This is a genomic window from Lysobacter sp. A289, from assembly GCF_054072675.1.
The window spans coordinates 2,534,535-2,550,278 of record NZ_JBSVRN010000001.1; the positions used below are offsets into that span (position 1 = coordinate 2,534,535).

The 15,744-nt window shown below is 64.5% G+C and carries 10 protein-coding genes; all 10 read right to left on the reverse strand.

Annotation, left to right across the window (positions count from 1 at the left end):
* The 10 genes from ACW5DN_RS11715 to ACW5DN_RS11760 all read right to left on the reverse strand — a co-directional run bounded on the left by ACW5DN_RS11715 (position 1) and on the right by ACW5DN_RS11760 (position 15,620).
* Entirely contained in the window at positions 1-963 is a 963-nt protein-coding gene (locus ACW5DN_RS11715; RefSeq protein ID WP_456962833.1) for a hypothetical protein, read from the reverse strand.
* A gap of 144 nt (positions 964-1,107) precedes the next feature.
* Positions 1,108-2,037, reverse strand: a complete 930-nt coding sequence (locus ACW5DN_RS11720) for a 5'-nucleotidase, lipoprotein e(P4) family (protein WP_456962834.1) — start codon at positions 2,035-2,037, stop codon at positions 1,108-1,110.
* 101 nt (positions 2,038-2,138) lie between these two features.
* The gene (locus ACW5DN_RS11725; RefSeq protein WP_456962835.1) at positions 2,139-4,016 is read right to left on the reverse strand and encodes a S8 family peptidase; all 1,878 of its coding nucleotides are present in this window, start codon (positions 4,014-4,016) and stop codon (positions 2,139-2,141) included.
* Between the two features lie 123 nt (positions 4,017-4,139).
* A complete protein-coding gene (locus tag ACW5DN_RS11730) occupies positions 4,140-10,541 on the reverse strand; it encodes an ESPR-type extended signal peptide-containing protein (RefSeq protein WP_456962836.1) in 6,402 nt (2,133 codons plus the stop codon).
* Between the two features lie 350 nt (positions 10,542-10,891).
* A complete protein-coding gene (locus ACW5DN_RS11735) occupies positions 10,892-11,071 on the reverse strand; it encodes a hypothetical protein (protein WP_456963068.1) in 180 nt (59 codons plus the stop codon).
* On the reverse strand, positions 11,068-13,173 hold the full coding sequence (locus tag ACW5DN_RS11740; protein WP_456962837.1) for a peptidase domain-containing ABC transporter: 2,106 nt from the start codon (positions 13,171-13,173) through the stop codon (positions 11,068-11,070). The genes ACW5DN_RS11735 and ACW5DN_RS11740 overlap by 4 nt, the downstream gene beginning before the upstream one ends.
* Positions 13,174-13,189: 16 nt before the next feature.
* Positions 13,190-13,564, reverse strand: a complete 375-nt coding sequence (locus ACW5DN_RS11745) for a DUF6404 family protein (RefSeq protein WP_456962838.1) — start codon at positions 13,562-13,564, stop codon at positions 13,190-13,192.
* Between the two features lie 335 nt (positions 13,565-13,899).
* Entirely contained in the window at positions 13,900-14,094 is a 195-nt protein-coding gene (locus tag ACW5DN_RS11750) for a Blp family class II bacteriocin (protein ID WP_456962839.1), read from the reverse strand.
* Between the two features lie 13 nt (positions 14,095-14,107).
* Positions 14,108-14,287, reverse strand: a complete 180-nt coding sequence (locus ACW5DN_RS11755) for a hypothetical protein (protein ID WP_456962840.1) — start codon at positions 14,285-14,287, stop codon at positions 14,108-14,110.
* 88 nt (positions 14,288-14,375) lie between these two features.
* Complete coding sequence (locus tag ACW5DN_RS11760) at positions 14,376-15,620, reverse strand: HlyD family secretion protein (protein WP_456962841.1); 1,245 nt, start codon at positions 15,618-15,620, stop codon at positions 14,376-14,378.
* Positions 15,621-15,744 lie beyond the last annotated feature (124 nt).

The following is a 15,744-nucleotide window of genomic DNA, read 5'->3' on the forward strand; positions in this document are numbered from 1 at the left end:
TCAGCGAACGGTGAGATCGGTCGGCGTTTCGAGGGTGGCCGGTGGTGGGCCCGGTTCAGCGCCGGTACTTGCAGCCGGAACCTGGGACCGGGCGTGACGCAACAGGTCGGTCAGGTACCAGTGTCCATCGTGCCGCTCGACCCGAACCTCGGCTTCGATGGCGCTGCCGGCAAGGGTGTAAGCCACCGAAACCCGGGCCTGGTCGCCGGTCTGTTCGAGAAGCCGGACCTGGGCGCTATCCAGCGCCTGGTCGAGATCCAGACCGTAGCCGGTCAATGCCTGTTTGAAACGTGCAAAGAACGGGGCGAGGCGATCCAGGCTGCGATCCATCCCGGTCGTGCGAAACGCATCGGGAGCGGCCAGACCAGTTAGGCGCGCAGCAGCCACCAGTTGGGGTATGGCTATCCTGGCCTGGGCCACGTCACCCAATGGAGCCTGTTTGGCCCATTCGCTCAACGCCGCGATCAGCTGCACATAGTGCTCGCGCTCCGCGGTGCTGTAGTCAGCGCTGCCTTGCACATACTGGGTGGCGAACAAGCCCAACGTCGCCGCCGCGGTGCGCAACTCCCGGTCTGCGCCGGCAAATTGGCGGTTGTAGGCGGCCAGCAGGGTCTTCTCTGCCTCCGGCGCCGCCAACAGGGTGATGAATCCCGGCAAGCGGTCGTCCAGGGGCAGTTCGGTCAGTGGCCAGATAGTGCGTCCCTCGCTCCATGCAACGCTCATCCGCTGGTACAACGCTGGCGGCAAAGCGTGGCGCGAGTAAGCGGCCACGTCGTTGGCTCGAAGGTCCTCGACCAGCCGGTCAACCGCGGCGACCGGCCCGGTTGGCTCGGCGCTGGCCGGGGCCTCGGTCGGGGTGCGGTCGCACGCCACGCCCACGGTGATGATGATCGCCAGCAGCGCGAGGGCCGATAACAGTCTTGTCGATAGCAGCCTGAAGGTGTTGCGTCGGATCAATAGCATGCAGCGGCTCCCCAGTCGCAGTCCGGCATCTTCGCCGCCACCGGCCCTCGTTACAAGCCGAGTCGATGATCTGGACAACAATGGCCGCCCACCGCGGTCAGCGTCCACGGACTTGCAGGCAGAAGGACGCGCGAGCGCACACGATCAATCGTGACCCGGGTCCACGACAGCGCCCGCAGTGTCCAGCTCGGCGCGCTTTGCCTCGCGTTGCGCTGCCGGTGACAGGCTCCAGTCGTTACCGAACAGGGCCGGCAACCAATCGCCATAAGTCGGATTGGACAGCATCCACCAACGCTCGCCGAAACGGTCGCCGTATTGCTCCAACAGCGCCTGCCGATGGACGCTTGTGTTGGGTTCGACCTGGACAAAATCACCCAGCTGGTCGCCGAACAGCATCAGCACCCGATAGTTGCGACCAATCAACTGGCGACGGCACTGCTTGTCGCTGCTGGAGGGTTGCTCGCAGTGCTCGACCTGCAGGCCCTTGCCCAGGTACACCGAGTCGTCGGCGACCGGCAGGCCCACCGCGCGCAGGTTGGCCAGGGTTGCGGCCTGCTGGTCGTGGTTACGGTTGGAGATGTAGATCATGGTGATGCCGCGGGCACTGGCCGCCTGCGCGAACTCGAGCACGCCGGGGACCGGGCGGGCGCTTGCCTCGGTGACCCACGCCGCCCAGGTGACAGGGTCGTATTGCAGCCCGGTCTGGATCAATTGCGCCTGGTAGGGCGAGTTGTCCAACACGGTCTCGTCGATGTCGACGATGACTGCCGGCTTCAACCCGGTTGCGGGGTTGGCGCGCTCATCGGCGACCAGGGCATCCCATTGCGGGTCGGCCAGGGCGGCGTCGAGCTGGTCCGCTGCGGCGCGATAGGCCTGGGCCGCGGTGGCACGAAACTCCACCGATGACTGCATCCACAAAACCGCGTTGAGGTTGTCGTCCGCTGCGGCAACCGAGGCAGACGGTTGGACCTCGGCCTTGGAGGCGCCCGTACCTGGATGAGTGAGGCCGTGCTGGCAACCCGATAGCGCAACGACGCTGGATAACAGTGCGGGAACAAGCAGGCGACGATGCATGACGGGCTCCGGAGAATCAGGTCTGCGAGTGTAGCGGAGGGCCTGCAACCAAAACCCCGGCCGAAGCCGGGGTTTTGGTGGTGCGTCCTTGCCGTGGTTGGTCAGTCGACGCGGGCCTGGATGCTCGCGCGGCTGTAGGCGCTTTCACCGACCATCAGGATGTAGTACGTGGTAGCTTCCGGGTTACGCACGCGGACGGTCTCGTTGTTGCCCGGACGTGAGGACTCATGGTCATACGCCGCGGTGGTCGGCGCCTCGCCGGCGCTGACATACACGCTGATGTTGCCGCTGCCGCCGTAGGTCATCACGTTCAGCAACCGCGAGCCGGCCGGGACCTCGATGCTGTACAGCGTTTCGCTGCCCGACGCGCCGGACAGGTTGCGTACGGCCACCCTGCTGGTCAGCTCGATCGCATCCGGAGCGCAGTCCTCCACGGCAGGATCGCACGGCACCTCCATCGCCTTGGCCAGTGCATCGGGCGCGTCAAGCAGGCCACTGCCGATGTCGCGATCGGGAGTAGACGGGAACGGCCGTGCACTGTCGACCAGGATGGCTTCCAGTTCGGCCGGCGTCTTGGGTGCCTGGCCTGCTGCAACCACGGTGCTCTGGATCAGCGCGCCTACTGCCGCAACGTGGGGGGCGGCCATCGACGTGCCGGCCATGCCCATGTAGGTGACCGCACCCAGTTCCGGCGACGTGGCCGAGTCGTTGCCAGCCTGCCAGACGTAGCCGTCTGGATTGCCATCGGTAACCCCACCGCCGGGACCTGACAGGTCGACCTTGTCGCCGTAGTTGGAGTAGTAGGCGCGGGCGCCGGTGATGCCGGCGGCGCCGACCGAGATGACGTTGTCGCAGCTGGCCGGTGAGTGGTTGGCAGCATCGCTATTGCTGTTGCCCGCCGCGACCACCACCGTGGTACCCAATCCGACCGCCTGGTTGATCGCCGCCTGGCTGGTCGGGTCGCAACTGCCAGTACCGCCCAGGCTCATGTTGATGATCTCGGCGGGGTTGGTATTGGTGGGCACGCCGGGAACGTCGCCGCCCGCGGCCCAGACGATTGCGTCGGCGATGTCGGAGGTGTAGCCGCCGCATTTGCCGAGCACGCGCACCGGCAGGACCTTGGCGTTATGGGCAACGCCTGCCATGCCGACGCCGTTGTTGCTCAGTTCGGCAATCGTGCCAGAGACGTGGGTGCCGTGGAACGAACTGCCCGAGGGTTCCACCTCGTCGCATTCGCCAGCGTCATACCAGTCGCCGTAGTCGTGTGCGCCAGGTACGCGCTCATCGGTCGGACGACGCGATACCTCGGCGTCGGTGATGAAGTCATAACCGGCCAGCATGTTCGCATCCATGTCCGGATGGTCGATGATGCCGGTGTCAAGCACCGCCACCACTACGCCTTCACCGGTGGAGATGTCCCAGGCTTCCGGTGCGTTGATGCCTCCAGCCGTGTCTTGAAGGTGCCACTGGTACTGGGCGAAGTACGGGTCGTCGACCACCAGTTCCGGCTGTACCAGGTCGCGGCTGGCGACCTGCCCGCTGGTTTTGTCGATCGCATGCATCATCCGGTCGATCTGGACGGACTTCACCGCCGGGTCGGCAGAAAGCTCCCGCACCAGTGCCTTCAGTGCCGCCGGGTCGAGATCCCGGTCCAGCCGAACCAGGTCGGCGCCCACGGCAAGCTTGCGCATGTACCGGGAATCGGGTGCCTTGGCGCCGCTGCGAGAGCTGGCCGACAACATTGCACGGCTGCGCGAGGCGGCGGTATTGACGGTCTGCAACTTGGCTGCGCGGGACAGGTTGCTGTCCTGGTAGCGAATGATCAGGCGGGCGCCGTCCTGGGCTGCGGGGGCAGCCTGGGGAGCACCACGGGTCGGCAGCGGTGCAACGCCGGCAGCCATTGCCGCGGGGGCGGCGAGGGTGACTGCCACTGCGGTGGCGAGCAGGCTGATGCGGAACGATGGGTTCTTGCGATTCATCTGGCACTTCCTCGTGGTGATTGACATGCGGGTATTTGAAAAGCGTCGATCTGGAACAGGTTTGTTGCTGCAGCATTGCGGTGGCGGGGCCAGGAAGTCCTGATTCCGACCCCGCCGGGGGAATTACCAGCCAAAGCCGACACCAGCGCCGACAGAAGCGTCGTCGCCGCTGACTGCTCCGCCGAAGGTCACCGTGGCGCGGTCGGACAGGGCGCGCTGGTAACCGACCGACAGCGCCGATGCGCCGTTCTGGAAGCCGACGCCGACACCGACCCGGTTCGGGGTACGGACGCCTGCTGCACTGGTGGCCATGTTCAACATCGCCGCGCTCATCGCGCCCATCTGGTCGAACCGGTGGTCGACTTCGTAGAAGCGCTCATTGACCTCGCCGCGCAACGCATTGAAGTCGTCGTTGAGCAGGCCAATGCTCTGGTCGGTATAGGCCTTGGCGGAATTCAACGCGTTGGTGGTGCTGGTGTCGGTGTAGTTGTAGGCCGAGGTCAGCGCCTGGGTCGCAGTGGTGTCGGTGTAGCCTTGCGCGCTGGCCAGGGGCGCAGTGCCATTCGCCTGCGCCGGCTGCGGCACGTTGGTGGCATTGGGTGGGGCAGCGCCGACTGCGTTGCCGTCGTTGCCGCCATCGCTGCCATTGCCGGTAGCAGCGACTGCTGCCGAGGCTGTTGCCGGCGTCGGGCCTTGTTGCGATGTTGTCGCGACTTCCGGTGCGGGAGCATTCATGGCGACCGTCTGTGTTGATGCCGTCGTTGCGCCCGTCTGGCGCGGATTGGTCAAGCCCGGCGGCAGGTTGTCGATCACCGCGTTGATGATTCCAAGCTCGACATCAATCGCAGTGAAAGCAGCGCCGACATTGGTGTAGTTGCTGCCCTGGATCATGTAACTGGGCCCGCTGAAAATGCCTCCACTAAAGCCTGCGCCGCCGCCCAAGGCAGTGGCCATGGAGCTCAGCTGGAACATGTTGACGGCGTCGGTGTCGAATGTTCCTGCTGCGACATTGGTGATCTGTCGCTCGCTGCCGACCCCTCCCACAGAGAGGCTGTTGGCGCGATCGGCCTTCGAGCCCACGCCCAGTGCCACGCTGTTGTAGGCAGTGGCACTGCTGTCGGAGCCGACCGCAGTGCTGTCATCGCCCAGCGCAGTTGCGGCGCTGCCGACGGCGGTGCTGTTATAGCCAGCGGCGGTGGACAGCCCACCCAGTGAAGTGGCGAAGTCGCCGGTGGCTTCGGCGAGGAAGCCTACGGCCGCCGAAATATTGCCACTGGCAACACTTTCCGCACCCAGTGCCGTGGCGGCATCGCCACTTGCCAGGCTGAAGAACCCGCTTGCGGTGGACTCGACACCGGAAGCCTCGCTCAGCGAGCCGGAAGCCACGCTGCCATCACCACTGGCGATTGCGGCGGCACCGGTAGCGGTGGCATACAGTCCGCCGGCCTCGCTCTCGGCACCGGTGGCGCTGGCGTACTCACCCGACGCGTTGCTGTTGGCACCGCTGGCGGTGGCGTTGTCGGCCAATGCGACGGCATTGAAGCCGTTGGCGGTCGCCTGGGTACCGACTGCAACTGCGCCGGAGCCGGACGCGCTGGCACCCTCACCGATTGCGCTGCTGCTGGAACCAATGGCGGTGGCGTAATCGCCTTCAGCGTAAGCATTGCTGCCCGCGGCTACGGAGTCCTCGCCCGCAACGATGGCCTCACCGTCGCCCGTCGCCTGGAACAGTCGACTGGTCTCTAAGGCTGTCTCCGCCACGGAATTGAGCTGGTCCAGGTTCACCGCATCGGTGCCCTCGGTACCGGCGGCGACGTTGGTGATCTGGCGTTCGCTGCCGACATCACCAACCGAGACCGTGTCGGCGCGATCGGCCATCGATCCAGCACCCAGGGCGACACTGTTGGGAGCGGCAGCGTATGTGCCATAGCCCAGTGCGGTTGAATCATCCGCCTCGGCCCACGCCGCGGCGCCCACGGTGGTCGAGCCAATTCCGTCGGCGCTGCTCAACCAACCGATGGAAGTGCTGTAGTCGGCGCTGGCCCAGGAACCATTGCCGAAGGCGGATGCGCCCTCGCCGGCGGCTTCGGTGGCGATGAACCCGAAAGCGGTTCCACCGACCGCCGTGCTTTCCAGGCCCGAAGCCGAGCTGGACTCACCTATTGCGGTACTGCTGGCGCCGCTCGCGGTCGCGGATGCACCCAGCGCCGTGGCGTAATCGTTGGAGGCGACCGAGCCGTAACCGATGGCCGAGGACAGGAAACCGTCGGCTTCGGTATAGCTGCCCACGGCGGTGGATCCGTCGCCGTTGGCCGCACTGCGGAAGCCATTGGCGGTGGCCTGGGTGGCCGCTGCCGTGGCTTCGGTGCCGGTCGCGGTGCTGTAGGCGCCGGAGGCGTTGGCCCCGGCGCCGGTTGCGGTGGCGCCGACTTCGGCGGCAACCGCGCCGGCGCCCAGCGCCGTGCTGTCATCGCCACTGGCGAGGGTGTTGACGTAGGTCGGGTTGCCGTCCGCATCCAGGATCGGGTTGCCTTCATCGTCCAGGACTGCACGGCGGCCACCTATGGCGACGCTGGAGGTGCCGATGGCTTCGCTGTTGCTGCCGTTTGCCACGCTGTCGTCGCCGATGGCGACAGCGTTGTGACCGCTGGCCGAGCTGAACTCACCGAACGCCATCGCACCGCTGCCAAACGCCGAAGCACCTTGCGCGCCGGCGAAGCTCGTGGAGCCGATGGCGGTGGTGTAATCGCCGTCGGCCATCGCGTTGGAACCGGCGGCTACCGCGTCCTCGCCTACGACCAGAGCCTCGCCCTCACCACTGGCCTTGAAGTACTGGTCGGTGTTCTCGGCGACCGCCGCCACCGCGTCCAACTGGTCCAGGTTCACCGCGTCGGTGCCCTCGGTGCCGGCGGCGACGTTGGTGATCTGGCGCTCATTGCCGACATCGCCAACGGAGACGCTGTTGTCGCGGTCGGCGATCGAATTCGCACCCAAGGCGACGCTGTTGTCCGCATCGGCGGTGCTGTAATAGCCGATTGCGGTGCTGTCGGCGCCGTAGCTGGTGCTGTAGTAACCAATTGCCGAGCTGTTGTCGCCGCTGGCCCAGGAATTGGCGCCCAGGGCGGACGAGTTGACGCCGGGGGCGTAGGCGAAATAGCCCAGCGCGGTGCTCATTTCGCCAGACGCTTCCGACAGGCTGCCATTGGCCGTACTGAAGTCGCCAGCGGCGATCGCACCCGCGCCGAATGCGGCCGAGCTGAGACCGCTGGCCTGGGTATAGACCAAGATGCCCCAACCGGGAATCAGATCCGCAGGACCGCCGACCGCAACGCTGTAATCGCCGGTTGCACCGGCAGCATGGCCGAAGCTGGAGGCATACTCGCCGTTGGCGATGCTGCCATAGCCAAAGGCCGACGCTGCGTAGCCGTTGGCCTCGCTGAGCACGCCAACAGCCGAGCTGCCGATGCCAGTGGCCAGACTGCCAGAGCCGACCGCCGTCGCGCCCAATCCGGACGCCACCGTGTTGACCTCGATCGGGTTGCCGTCGGCATCAAAGGCGTTGATCTTTCCACCAATGGCGATACTGGAATCGCCGCTCGCCTCGCTATTGCTGCCGTTGGCGACGCTGTCACTGCCAGTGGCGACCGCGTTGTAGCCGCTGGCTGAGCTGAACTCGCCCAGCGCCATCGCACCGCTGCCGAATGCCGAGGCGCCTTGCGCTCCGGCATAGCTGCTGGAGCCGATCGCGGTGGTGTAATCGCCGTCGGCCATCGCGTTGGAACCGGCTGCCACCGCGTCCTCGCCTTCGATCAGCGCCTCGCCCTCACCACTGGCCTTGAAGTACTGGTCGGTGTTCTCGGCGACCGCCGCCACCGCGTCCAACTGGTCCAGGTTCACCGCATCGGTGCCCTCGGTGCCGGCGGCAACATTGGTGATCTGGCGCTCGCTGCCGACATCGCCAACGGAGACGCTGTTGGCGCGATTGGTTGCCGAGTTGGCACCCAGCGCCACGGCGTTGTCGTCCAGGGCGAACGCGTTGGCCCCCAGCGCCACGCTTTGCTCGCCATCCGCCCAGCTGTTGTGTCCCACGGTGGTGCTGTATTCGCCGGTTGCCCAAGCGCCGTTGCCGACGGCGGTGCCGCCGGTGCCGCTTGCCTGGGTGCTGATCAAACCGAAGAAGGTGCTGCCGCCGACGGCGGTGCTCTCATCGCCGCTGGCCTGTGCGGCCTCGCCCAGTGCGGTGCTGCTGGCGCCGCTTGCGGTCGCGGAGGCGCCCAGCGCCGTGGCGTAATCGTTGGAGGCGACTGAGCCGTAACCGATCGCCGAAGACAGGAAACCGTCGGCTTCGGTGTAGCCGCCCACGGCGGTGGATCCGTCACCGGTGGCCGCACTGCGGAAACCATTGGCGGTGGCCTGGGTGGCCGCTGCCGTGGCTTCGGTGCCGGTCGCGGTGCTGTAGGCGCCCGACGCGGTGGCCCCGGCGCCGGTTGCGGTGGCGCCGACTTCGGCGGCGACCGCGCCGGCGCCCAGCGCCGTGCTGTCGTCGCCACTGGCTACGGTGTTGACGTAGGTCGGGTTGCCGTCCGCATCCAGGATCGGGTTGCCTTCATCGTCCAGGACTGCACGGCGGCCACCTATGGCGACGCTGGAGGTGCCGATGGCCTCGCTGCTGCTGCCGCTGGCGACGCTGTCATCGCCGCTAGCGACCGCGTTGTGGCCGCTGGCCGAGCTGAACTCACCGAAGGCCATCGCGCCGCTGCCGAACGCCGAGGCACCTTGCGCCCCGGCGAAGCTCGAAGAGCCGACCGCGGTGGTGTAATCACCATCGGCCATCGCGTTGGAACCGGCCGCAACCGCGTCCTCGCCTACGACCAGGGCCTCGCCCTCACCGCTGGCCTTGAAGTACTGGTCGGTGTTCTCGGCGACTGCCGCGACTGCGTCCAACTGGTCCAGGTTCACCGCATCGGTGCCTTCGGTACCGGCCGCGACGTTGGTGATCTGGCGCTCATTGCCGACATCACCGACCGAAACGCTGTTGGCGCGGTCGGACAGGGAATCCGCTCCCAGGGCGACGCTATTGGCGGCAAGGGCCATGGATCCATTGCCCAGCGCGGTGCTGTTGACGCCGTTCGACCAGGCACCGCCGCCAACGGCGGTGGAGTAGTCGCCGGACGCCTCCGACGGCAGGAATCCGAACAACGCGCCACCTATGGCAACACTGTTGGTGCCGCTGGCAATGCTCTGGCTACCGAGCGCCGTGCTGTCGCTTCCGCTTGCGGTCGCTGCCGCACCCAGCGCAGTGGCGTAATCGTTGGAGGCGACCGAGCCGTAACCGATGGCCGAGGACAGGAAACCGTCGGCTTCGGTATAGCTGCCCACGGCGGTGGACCCGTCGCCGTTGGCCGCACTGCGGAAGCCATTGGCGGTGGCCTGGGTGGCCGCTGCCGTGGCTTCGGTGCCGGTCGCGGTGCTGTAGGCGCCGGAGGCGTTGGCCCCGGCGCCGGTTGCGGTGGCGCCGACTTCGGCGGCAACCGCGCCGGCGCCCAGCGCCGTGCTGTCATCGCCACTGGCGACGGTGTTGACGTAGGTCGGGTTGCCGTCCGCATCCAGGATCGGGTTGCCTTCATCGTCCAGGACTGCACGGCGGCCACCTATGGCGACGCTGGAGGTGCCGATGGCTTCGCTGTTGCTGCCGTTTGCCACGCTGTCGTCGCCGATGGCGACAGCGTTGTGACCGCTGGCCGAGCTGAACTCTCCGAACGCCATCGCACCGCTGCCAAACGCCGAAGCACCTTGCGCGCCGGCGAAGCTCGTGGAGCCGATGGCGGTGGTGTAATCACCATCGGCCATCGCGTTGGAACCGGCGGCTACCGCGTCCTCGCCTACGACCAGAGCCTCGCCTTCACCACTGGCCTTGAAGTACTGGTCGGTGTTCTCGGCGACCGCCGCCACCGCGTCCAACTGGTCCAGGTTCACCGCGTCGGTGCCCTCGGTGCCGGCGGCGACGTTGGTGATCTGGCGCTCGTTACCGTCGCTGCCGACAGAAACCGAATTGTCTCGCAGCGCAATCGAGCTGGCACCGAGGGCGACGCTGTTCTCGCTTACCGACAGCGCCCCATTACCGACGGCGGTACCGGTGCTGACGGCGATGGAGCCCGCGCCGACGGCAGTGGTTCCATCGCCCGCGGCCAGACTTCCAGCGCCCACCGCGGTAGCTTCCAGCCCCGCTGCGTTGCTGGAGGCACCGATGGAGCTGGCGCCCTCGCCGACGGCGCTGCTGTCCGCGCCGGCGGCCGTGGCGTCTTGGCCGATCGCCTTGCTGCCCTCCCCGCAAGCCAGCGCTTGACTGCCGAGCGCCATCGCAGTGTTGTTGCCTGTGGTTTCGCAGGTTTCAGCAGCGAGGGTGGGCGCGGCGGCCAAGGTCAACGCCGCGGCGAGCGCGAGATACAGCGGTGCGCGCTTGGCGTGACCGCGGGGTGTGTTCAGGACGGAATGAGTGGAACGGATGGTGTGCAAGACGGACATGGCTGATTTCCCCGGTCGGCTTCATTTGGAGCGCTGTCGGCATCGCGGCAACGACTCCCCCAATGACAACTCCGGGTGTCCATTTCAGCTCTAGGTGGCGCTACGAAATCGAGCAGAAAAACTTCATGCTGGAGTTACGCCGGGCATGAAACAGGGGGCGCCGGAGTGCATGCAATCGCCATGGATCTGGCAAATGCGTTGCCGAAAGGAATAGCACGAAAAATGACTCGGGGGTAAATACCTGATGACGCACAGAGGCACTTAACGACTACAAGCGCTCGTAACGGACGCCTATAGCGTGACTTTTGTCACAAATAATTGTGCGGTGCGGCAAGTGTTGCCGCGCTGCGTCAGCTGTCCAAAAGCGCGCGGATTGCGCCCAATCCCACCGCCGCACGCTCCTGCTTCCGGGCCGCGTCGGCGACCGGATCGGCACCGTCGCGCTGGATTTCCGCGGCGGGTAATTCATCGAAGAAACGGCTCGGTTTGAGCCGGATCGTTTCGACCGTTGCTTCGCAGTTGTAGGTCATGCCGGTTCCGGCACAGGCTCCTCTGCGGCCAGTGCCTGCGGCCGCAACTCCTGCACGATCCGGCCCTGCTCCATGACCAGTACACGATCGGCGCTGGCGATGGTTTCCGGCCGGTGCGCCACGATCACCTTGGTCAAGTCGAGCTGGCGTACGGCGTCGTTGACCAGGCGTTCCTTCATCACGTCCAGGTGGCTGGTGGCCTCGTCCAGTACCAGCAGTTTGGGGTTCCGATACAGGGCGCGGGCCAGGATCACGCGTTGCTTCTGCCCGCCCGACAACGAACTGCCCATGTCCCCGATCAGGCCGTGATAGCCCATCGGCATGGCGGCGATCTCGTCGTGGATGGCGGCCAACCTGGCGGCGGATTCGACCCGGGCCTGATCGCCGTCGGTGTCGAAGAAGCCGATGTTGTCCGCGATGCTGCCGGCGAACAGCTGGTCGTCCTGCATCACGGCGCCCACGATGCTGCGGACATTCCGCGGGCCGGCCTTGTGGATGTCGACCCCGCCGATGCTGATGGTGCCGGCGGTGGGCGGCAGCAGGCCGAGCATCAACTTGACCAGCGTGGTCTTGCCGCACCCGGAGCCGCCGATGATTGCGACCGACTCGCCCGCCTCGACGGTCAGGCTGCAATCCTTCAATACCCACGGCTCGCCATCGGCATAGCGGAACGACAACCCTTCGACTTCAATGTGGGAATCGACGGGCGCCGGCAACTCCGGTCGGCCATGGTCATCCTCCGGCGGCGTGAGGACGATGTCGGCCAGCCGCTCGCCGTGCAGCCGCAGCATGCGGAACTCGATCCACTTGTCGATCAGCGCCGCCATGCGGCCGGCAAACTGGTCTTTGTAGGCGAGGTAGGCGATCAACATGCCGACCGAGAACACGTTCTGTAGCGCCAGCATGGCTCCAATCGATATCACCGCGATCCGTTCGATACCGAACACGACCTGGCTGGCACTGTTGAAACCCAGCCCCAGGTGCGCCAGCCGCACGTCCTGGTTGATCGTGTCCACCATCAGGTTGTCGTAGGTGGAGCGGCGCAGCGATTCCTGCCCGGCCACCTTCAGGCTTTGCATGCCCCGCAGTGATTCCAGCAGATGTGTCTGCTGCTTGGCACCGGCCACAAGTTGCTGCTCCGTGCGGTCGCGGACGGGCCGATACGCCACAGCCCGGATACCGAGATACAACAAGACGGCGAGCACAGTGACCAGCGCCAGCTTCCAACTGTAGAACAGCATCAGCGCCAAGGTCACAACGGCCATCAAACCATCGATGAGCGCTTCGACGAAGCTGGTGGTCAGTGTGCGCTGGATCGTCTGCACCGACCCCATGCGCGAGGTGATATCGCCCAAGTGACGCTTCTCGAAGAAGTCCAGCGGCAGCCGGAGTAGGTGGGCAAACACGTTGCCCATCCATTGCAGCCCGAGTCGGGAGGACAGGTACACGACCGACCAGCCTCGCAGCAGGCCGATGGCCACTTGCAGCAGCAGTGCCAAACCAAAGCCCAGACCCAGCACCACCAGCAGGTCGCGGTCCGCGGAGACCAACACCTGATCCACCACCCACTGCATGAAGAACGGCGCCAGCACCACAAACAACTGCAACGCGACCGATAACAGCAGAATCTGGCCGAGTGCACGCCACAGGCCGTGCACCGGACCGGTCAGCTGGCGAGCACTCACAGAGGGCACGGCTTTCTGCGGTTTGAAATCGGCGGTGGGCGTCAGCTCCAGCGCCACGCCAGTGAAGTGGTTCGACACTTCCTCGTAGCGGAGCTTGCGCTCGCCAAACGCCGGATCGAGGATCGTGACCCTGGACTTGCCGACCTTTGCCAGCACGACAAAGTGATTAAGGTCCCAATGCAGGATGCAAGGCAGCTTGAGCTTGCCCAGATCGCCCATGTCCAGCCGCAGCGGACGCGTCGAAAAGCCCAGCTGCTGGGCGATATGGATCAGATGGTTGAGCTTGGCGCCCTTGAGTGAGATAGAGAATCGGTTTCGCAACTCTCCGAGACTTATAAAATTGCCGTGGTGTGACGAGACCATGGCAATACTAGCCAACCCACATTCGGCGGCTTCAGATTGGGTGGTAAGTTTCAACTAAGCGCTACCTCTGTTAGTTTTCAACTGCCATCAAGCTCCGCCAAGTAGGAAGGTTATTACGAATTGCCAGGGAACGGAAGTACAGGGCCATGATCAGCCCAAACAGCACCCCAGCACTAGCGGATCCGATGGCAAGAATAGCCACACTTAGTGCACTGTCCTGAGCGTTGACGAATGTAAAAAATATGAACATAAGAGTCCCCCATAGCGCCGCAAACGTGCCGCCAAGGAATACAAAGTTAAATCCGAAGCTTGCCAGAAGAGGAGGTGGAACCATTATTCCAAGGCGCCAGGCAGCCTGATGGAGGAGCGGCGTTTTGGTGGAGCTAGAAACAGCGACTGAATTCATAGATTCAAGCGCTCGATGCAGCTTATTGTCATTATCCATAGGTATTCTTTTTCAGTTCTTTCTTGATTTGGTGAGCGTCAGCAGTCAGCAATGGCTGCGAAGTCAGAGCTTAACGTTTACGATTCCTGGGGTGATGTTCACGAATCGAACGAATAGCGAGAGCAATTCCAATAAATCCTGCGACTACGAGAAGTACCCATCGAAATGCTCCGGGACCGATGATCCCTGCAGTCGCCAACAAAGAGCACATCGCAATCAATAGTGATGGTTGTGTGTTCGATTTCATTTTGGCCTCACAGAGTTGTCTAGCAAGCGATTGCGCAGTATTGGCCGGGTCGCTCGGCGACTCTCGGGCGACCCGGCGGTTTTTACCGTTAGTTAACGGCGTAGCTAATCACTCCCGCGTGTAACCCCCCGCTGATTGCGCCAGCGATTGCACCCACTGGACCACCAAAAAAGAATCCAATCGCTGCGCCGGTGACCGCGCCTGCGGCCGCATCCGTCAAAGCGCTATCAATAGGACCGGCCCCATCGACAGAATTCACCTGTTCTAGCGTAAGTTCCTGCATGTTAATTCTCCAGTTATTCAGCTAAAGTTACGATGGTGCCGACAATCGCCCCACCTATGATTCCGATAGCAGCGCCTTTCGGGCCGCCAAAGGATCCGAGAAGGGCGCCGGCCCCAGCGTACTTGAGGACGTTGTCGCCCCACTCACTGGCACCGGCAACGAACTCAATTTCATTCATGGATAGCTCACGCATTGAGGAATTCCTATTCTCGTAGTTGATGCAGACCCTGCACCTTGGGGCCGAATGGCTCGGCAGCTTCCTGCTACGCCTTATGCTGCAGTCATAGGGCGAACACAGTTCCTTGAATTGAGTAGATTGGTTCCAGCACCCATTCGATGAGGGTGCGCTTTTCGCCCAGCACGTCCGCGTCCAACAGCATGCCGGGCTTGAGCGGTTCGAGTTGCCCGTATGCAGTGACGGTCTGCCGGTTCAAGGCCACATTGACGCGATAGAAAGATTCTATGGCGCTACTATCCGCTGTGGTGATGGCGCTGCGACTGATGTGCGTAACTTGCCCTTGATGATGGCCAAACTTCTGGTACGGGTACGCCTGATAGCGCATCAGGACGCTGTCGCCCGGTTCGATGAAGCCGATGGAGCGGCTCGGTACCAGCAACTCGGCCTCCAACGTGCCGTCGCCCGGCAACAGGCTCAGCAAGGGCTGCCCGGCCTGCACGGCTTGGCCCGGTTTGGCGAGTTGAGTGGCGACGATGCCGCTGACTGGTGCGCGCAGGACGAGCGCGCCGCGCGCCTGGGTCTCGACTTGCTCCTGCTCCAGCACCGCCAGGTCGCGTTGGAAGTTGGCTTCAGAGGTCTGTCGTTGGCCCGGCACTTCCTGCAAGGCCTGTTGCAGTTGGGCGATCAACCGGCGCGTGCCGATGGCCTGCCGTTGCAGGATCTGGACTTCACCGACCTGCTCCAGCGTGGCCGCTTGCTGCTGTGTCACTTGCAGCTCGCTGACGTACTGGCCTTGCTGCAGCTGCCGCAGGCGCGCCATCGTCTGGTTGGCGATGTCCACCTGTTTCTGGCGAGTGGCGATCCCGGTTTCGATCTGGGCGAGCTCGCGTCGGGCGATGGTCAACTGCGTGGCCAGTCCGCTGGACTGCGCTTCCAGCAGCTGCTGCTGTGCGGATTGTGCGGACGTCATGCCGTCTTGGCGACGTTGCAAGCGTTGCGCCAGGGCTGCGGTGGTGTCGCCGCTGAGCAAGGTCGCGCGGGGCACGGTGACCACAGCAAGCGTCTGGCCCGCGCTGACCTTGCCGCCTTCGGGAACATCCACGCGGGTGAGCACGCCGGTGGCAGGAGCCAGCACGGTGGCCATGCCCTGGATCGGCACCAACTGCCCGACCACCCGCGACCGGCGGGTGTAGGTGCCAAAAGTGAGGAACAACGCGATGGTCAATGCAACCACGACCGCGACGGTCGTCAGGATCCAAAGGCGGACCGGCTGGGCAAGGGAGATACCACCCAGCCAACTCGTACGCTTTGCGTCCAGCACTTCCCTGCGAAACAGCTCGTGAGACATCCTTGTTCCCCAACCGCTACCCCCTGTAGCGCCAGACTTTGTACAGGGATGTCACGACTTGGGTCAAGCAGAAACTAAAATTCACTCGAACTTGATTGGGTGTTGAGGGATCGATCTCGAGGTG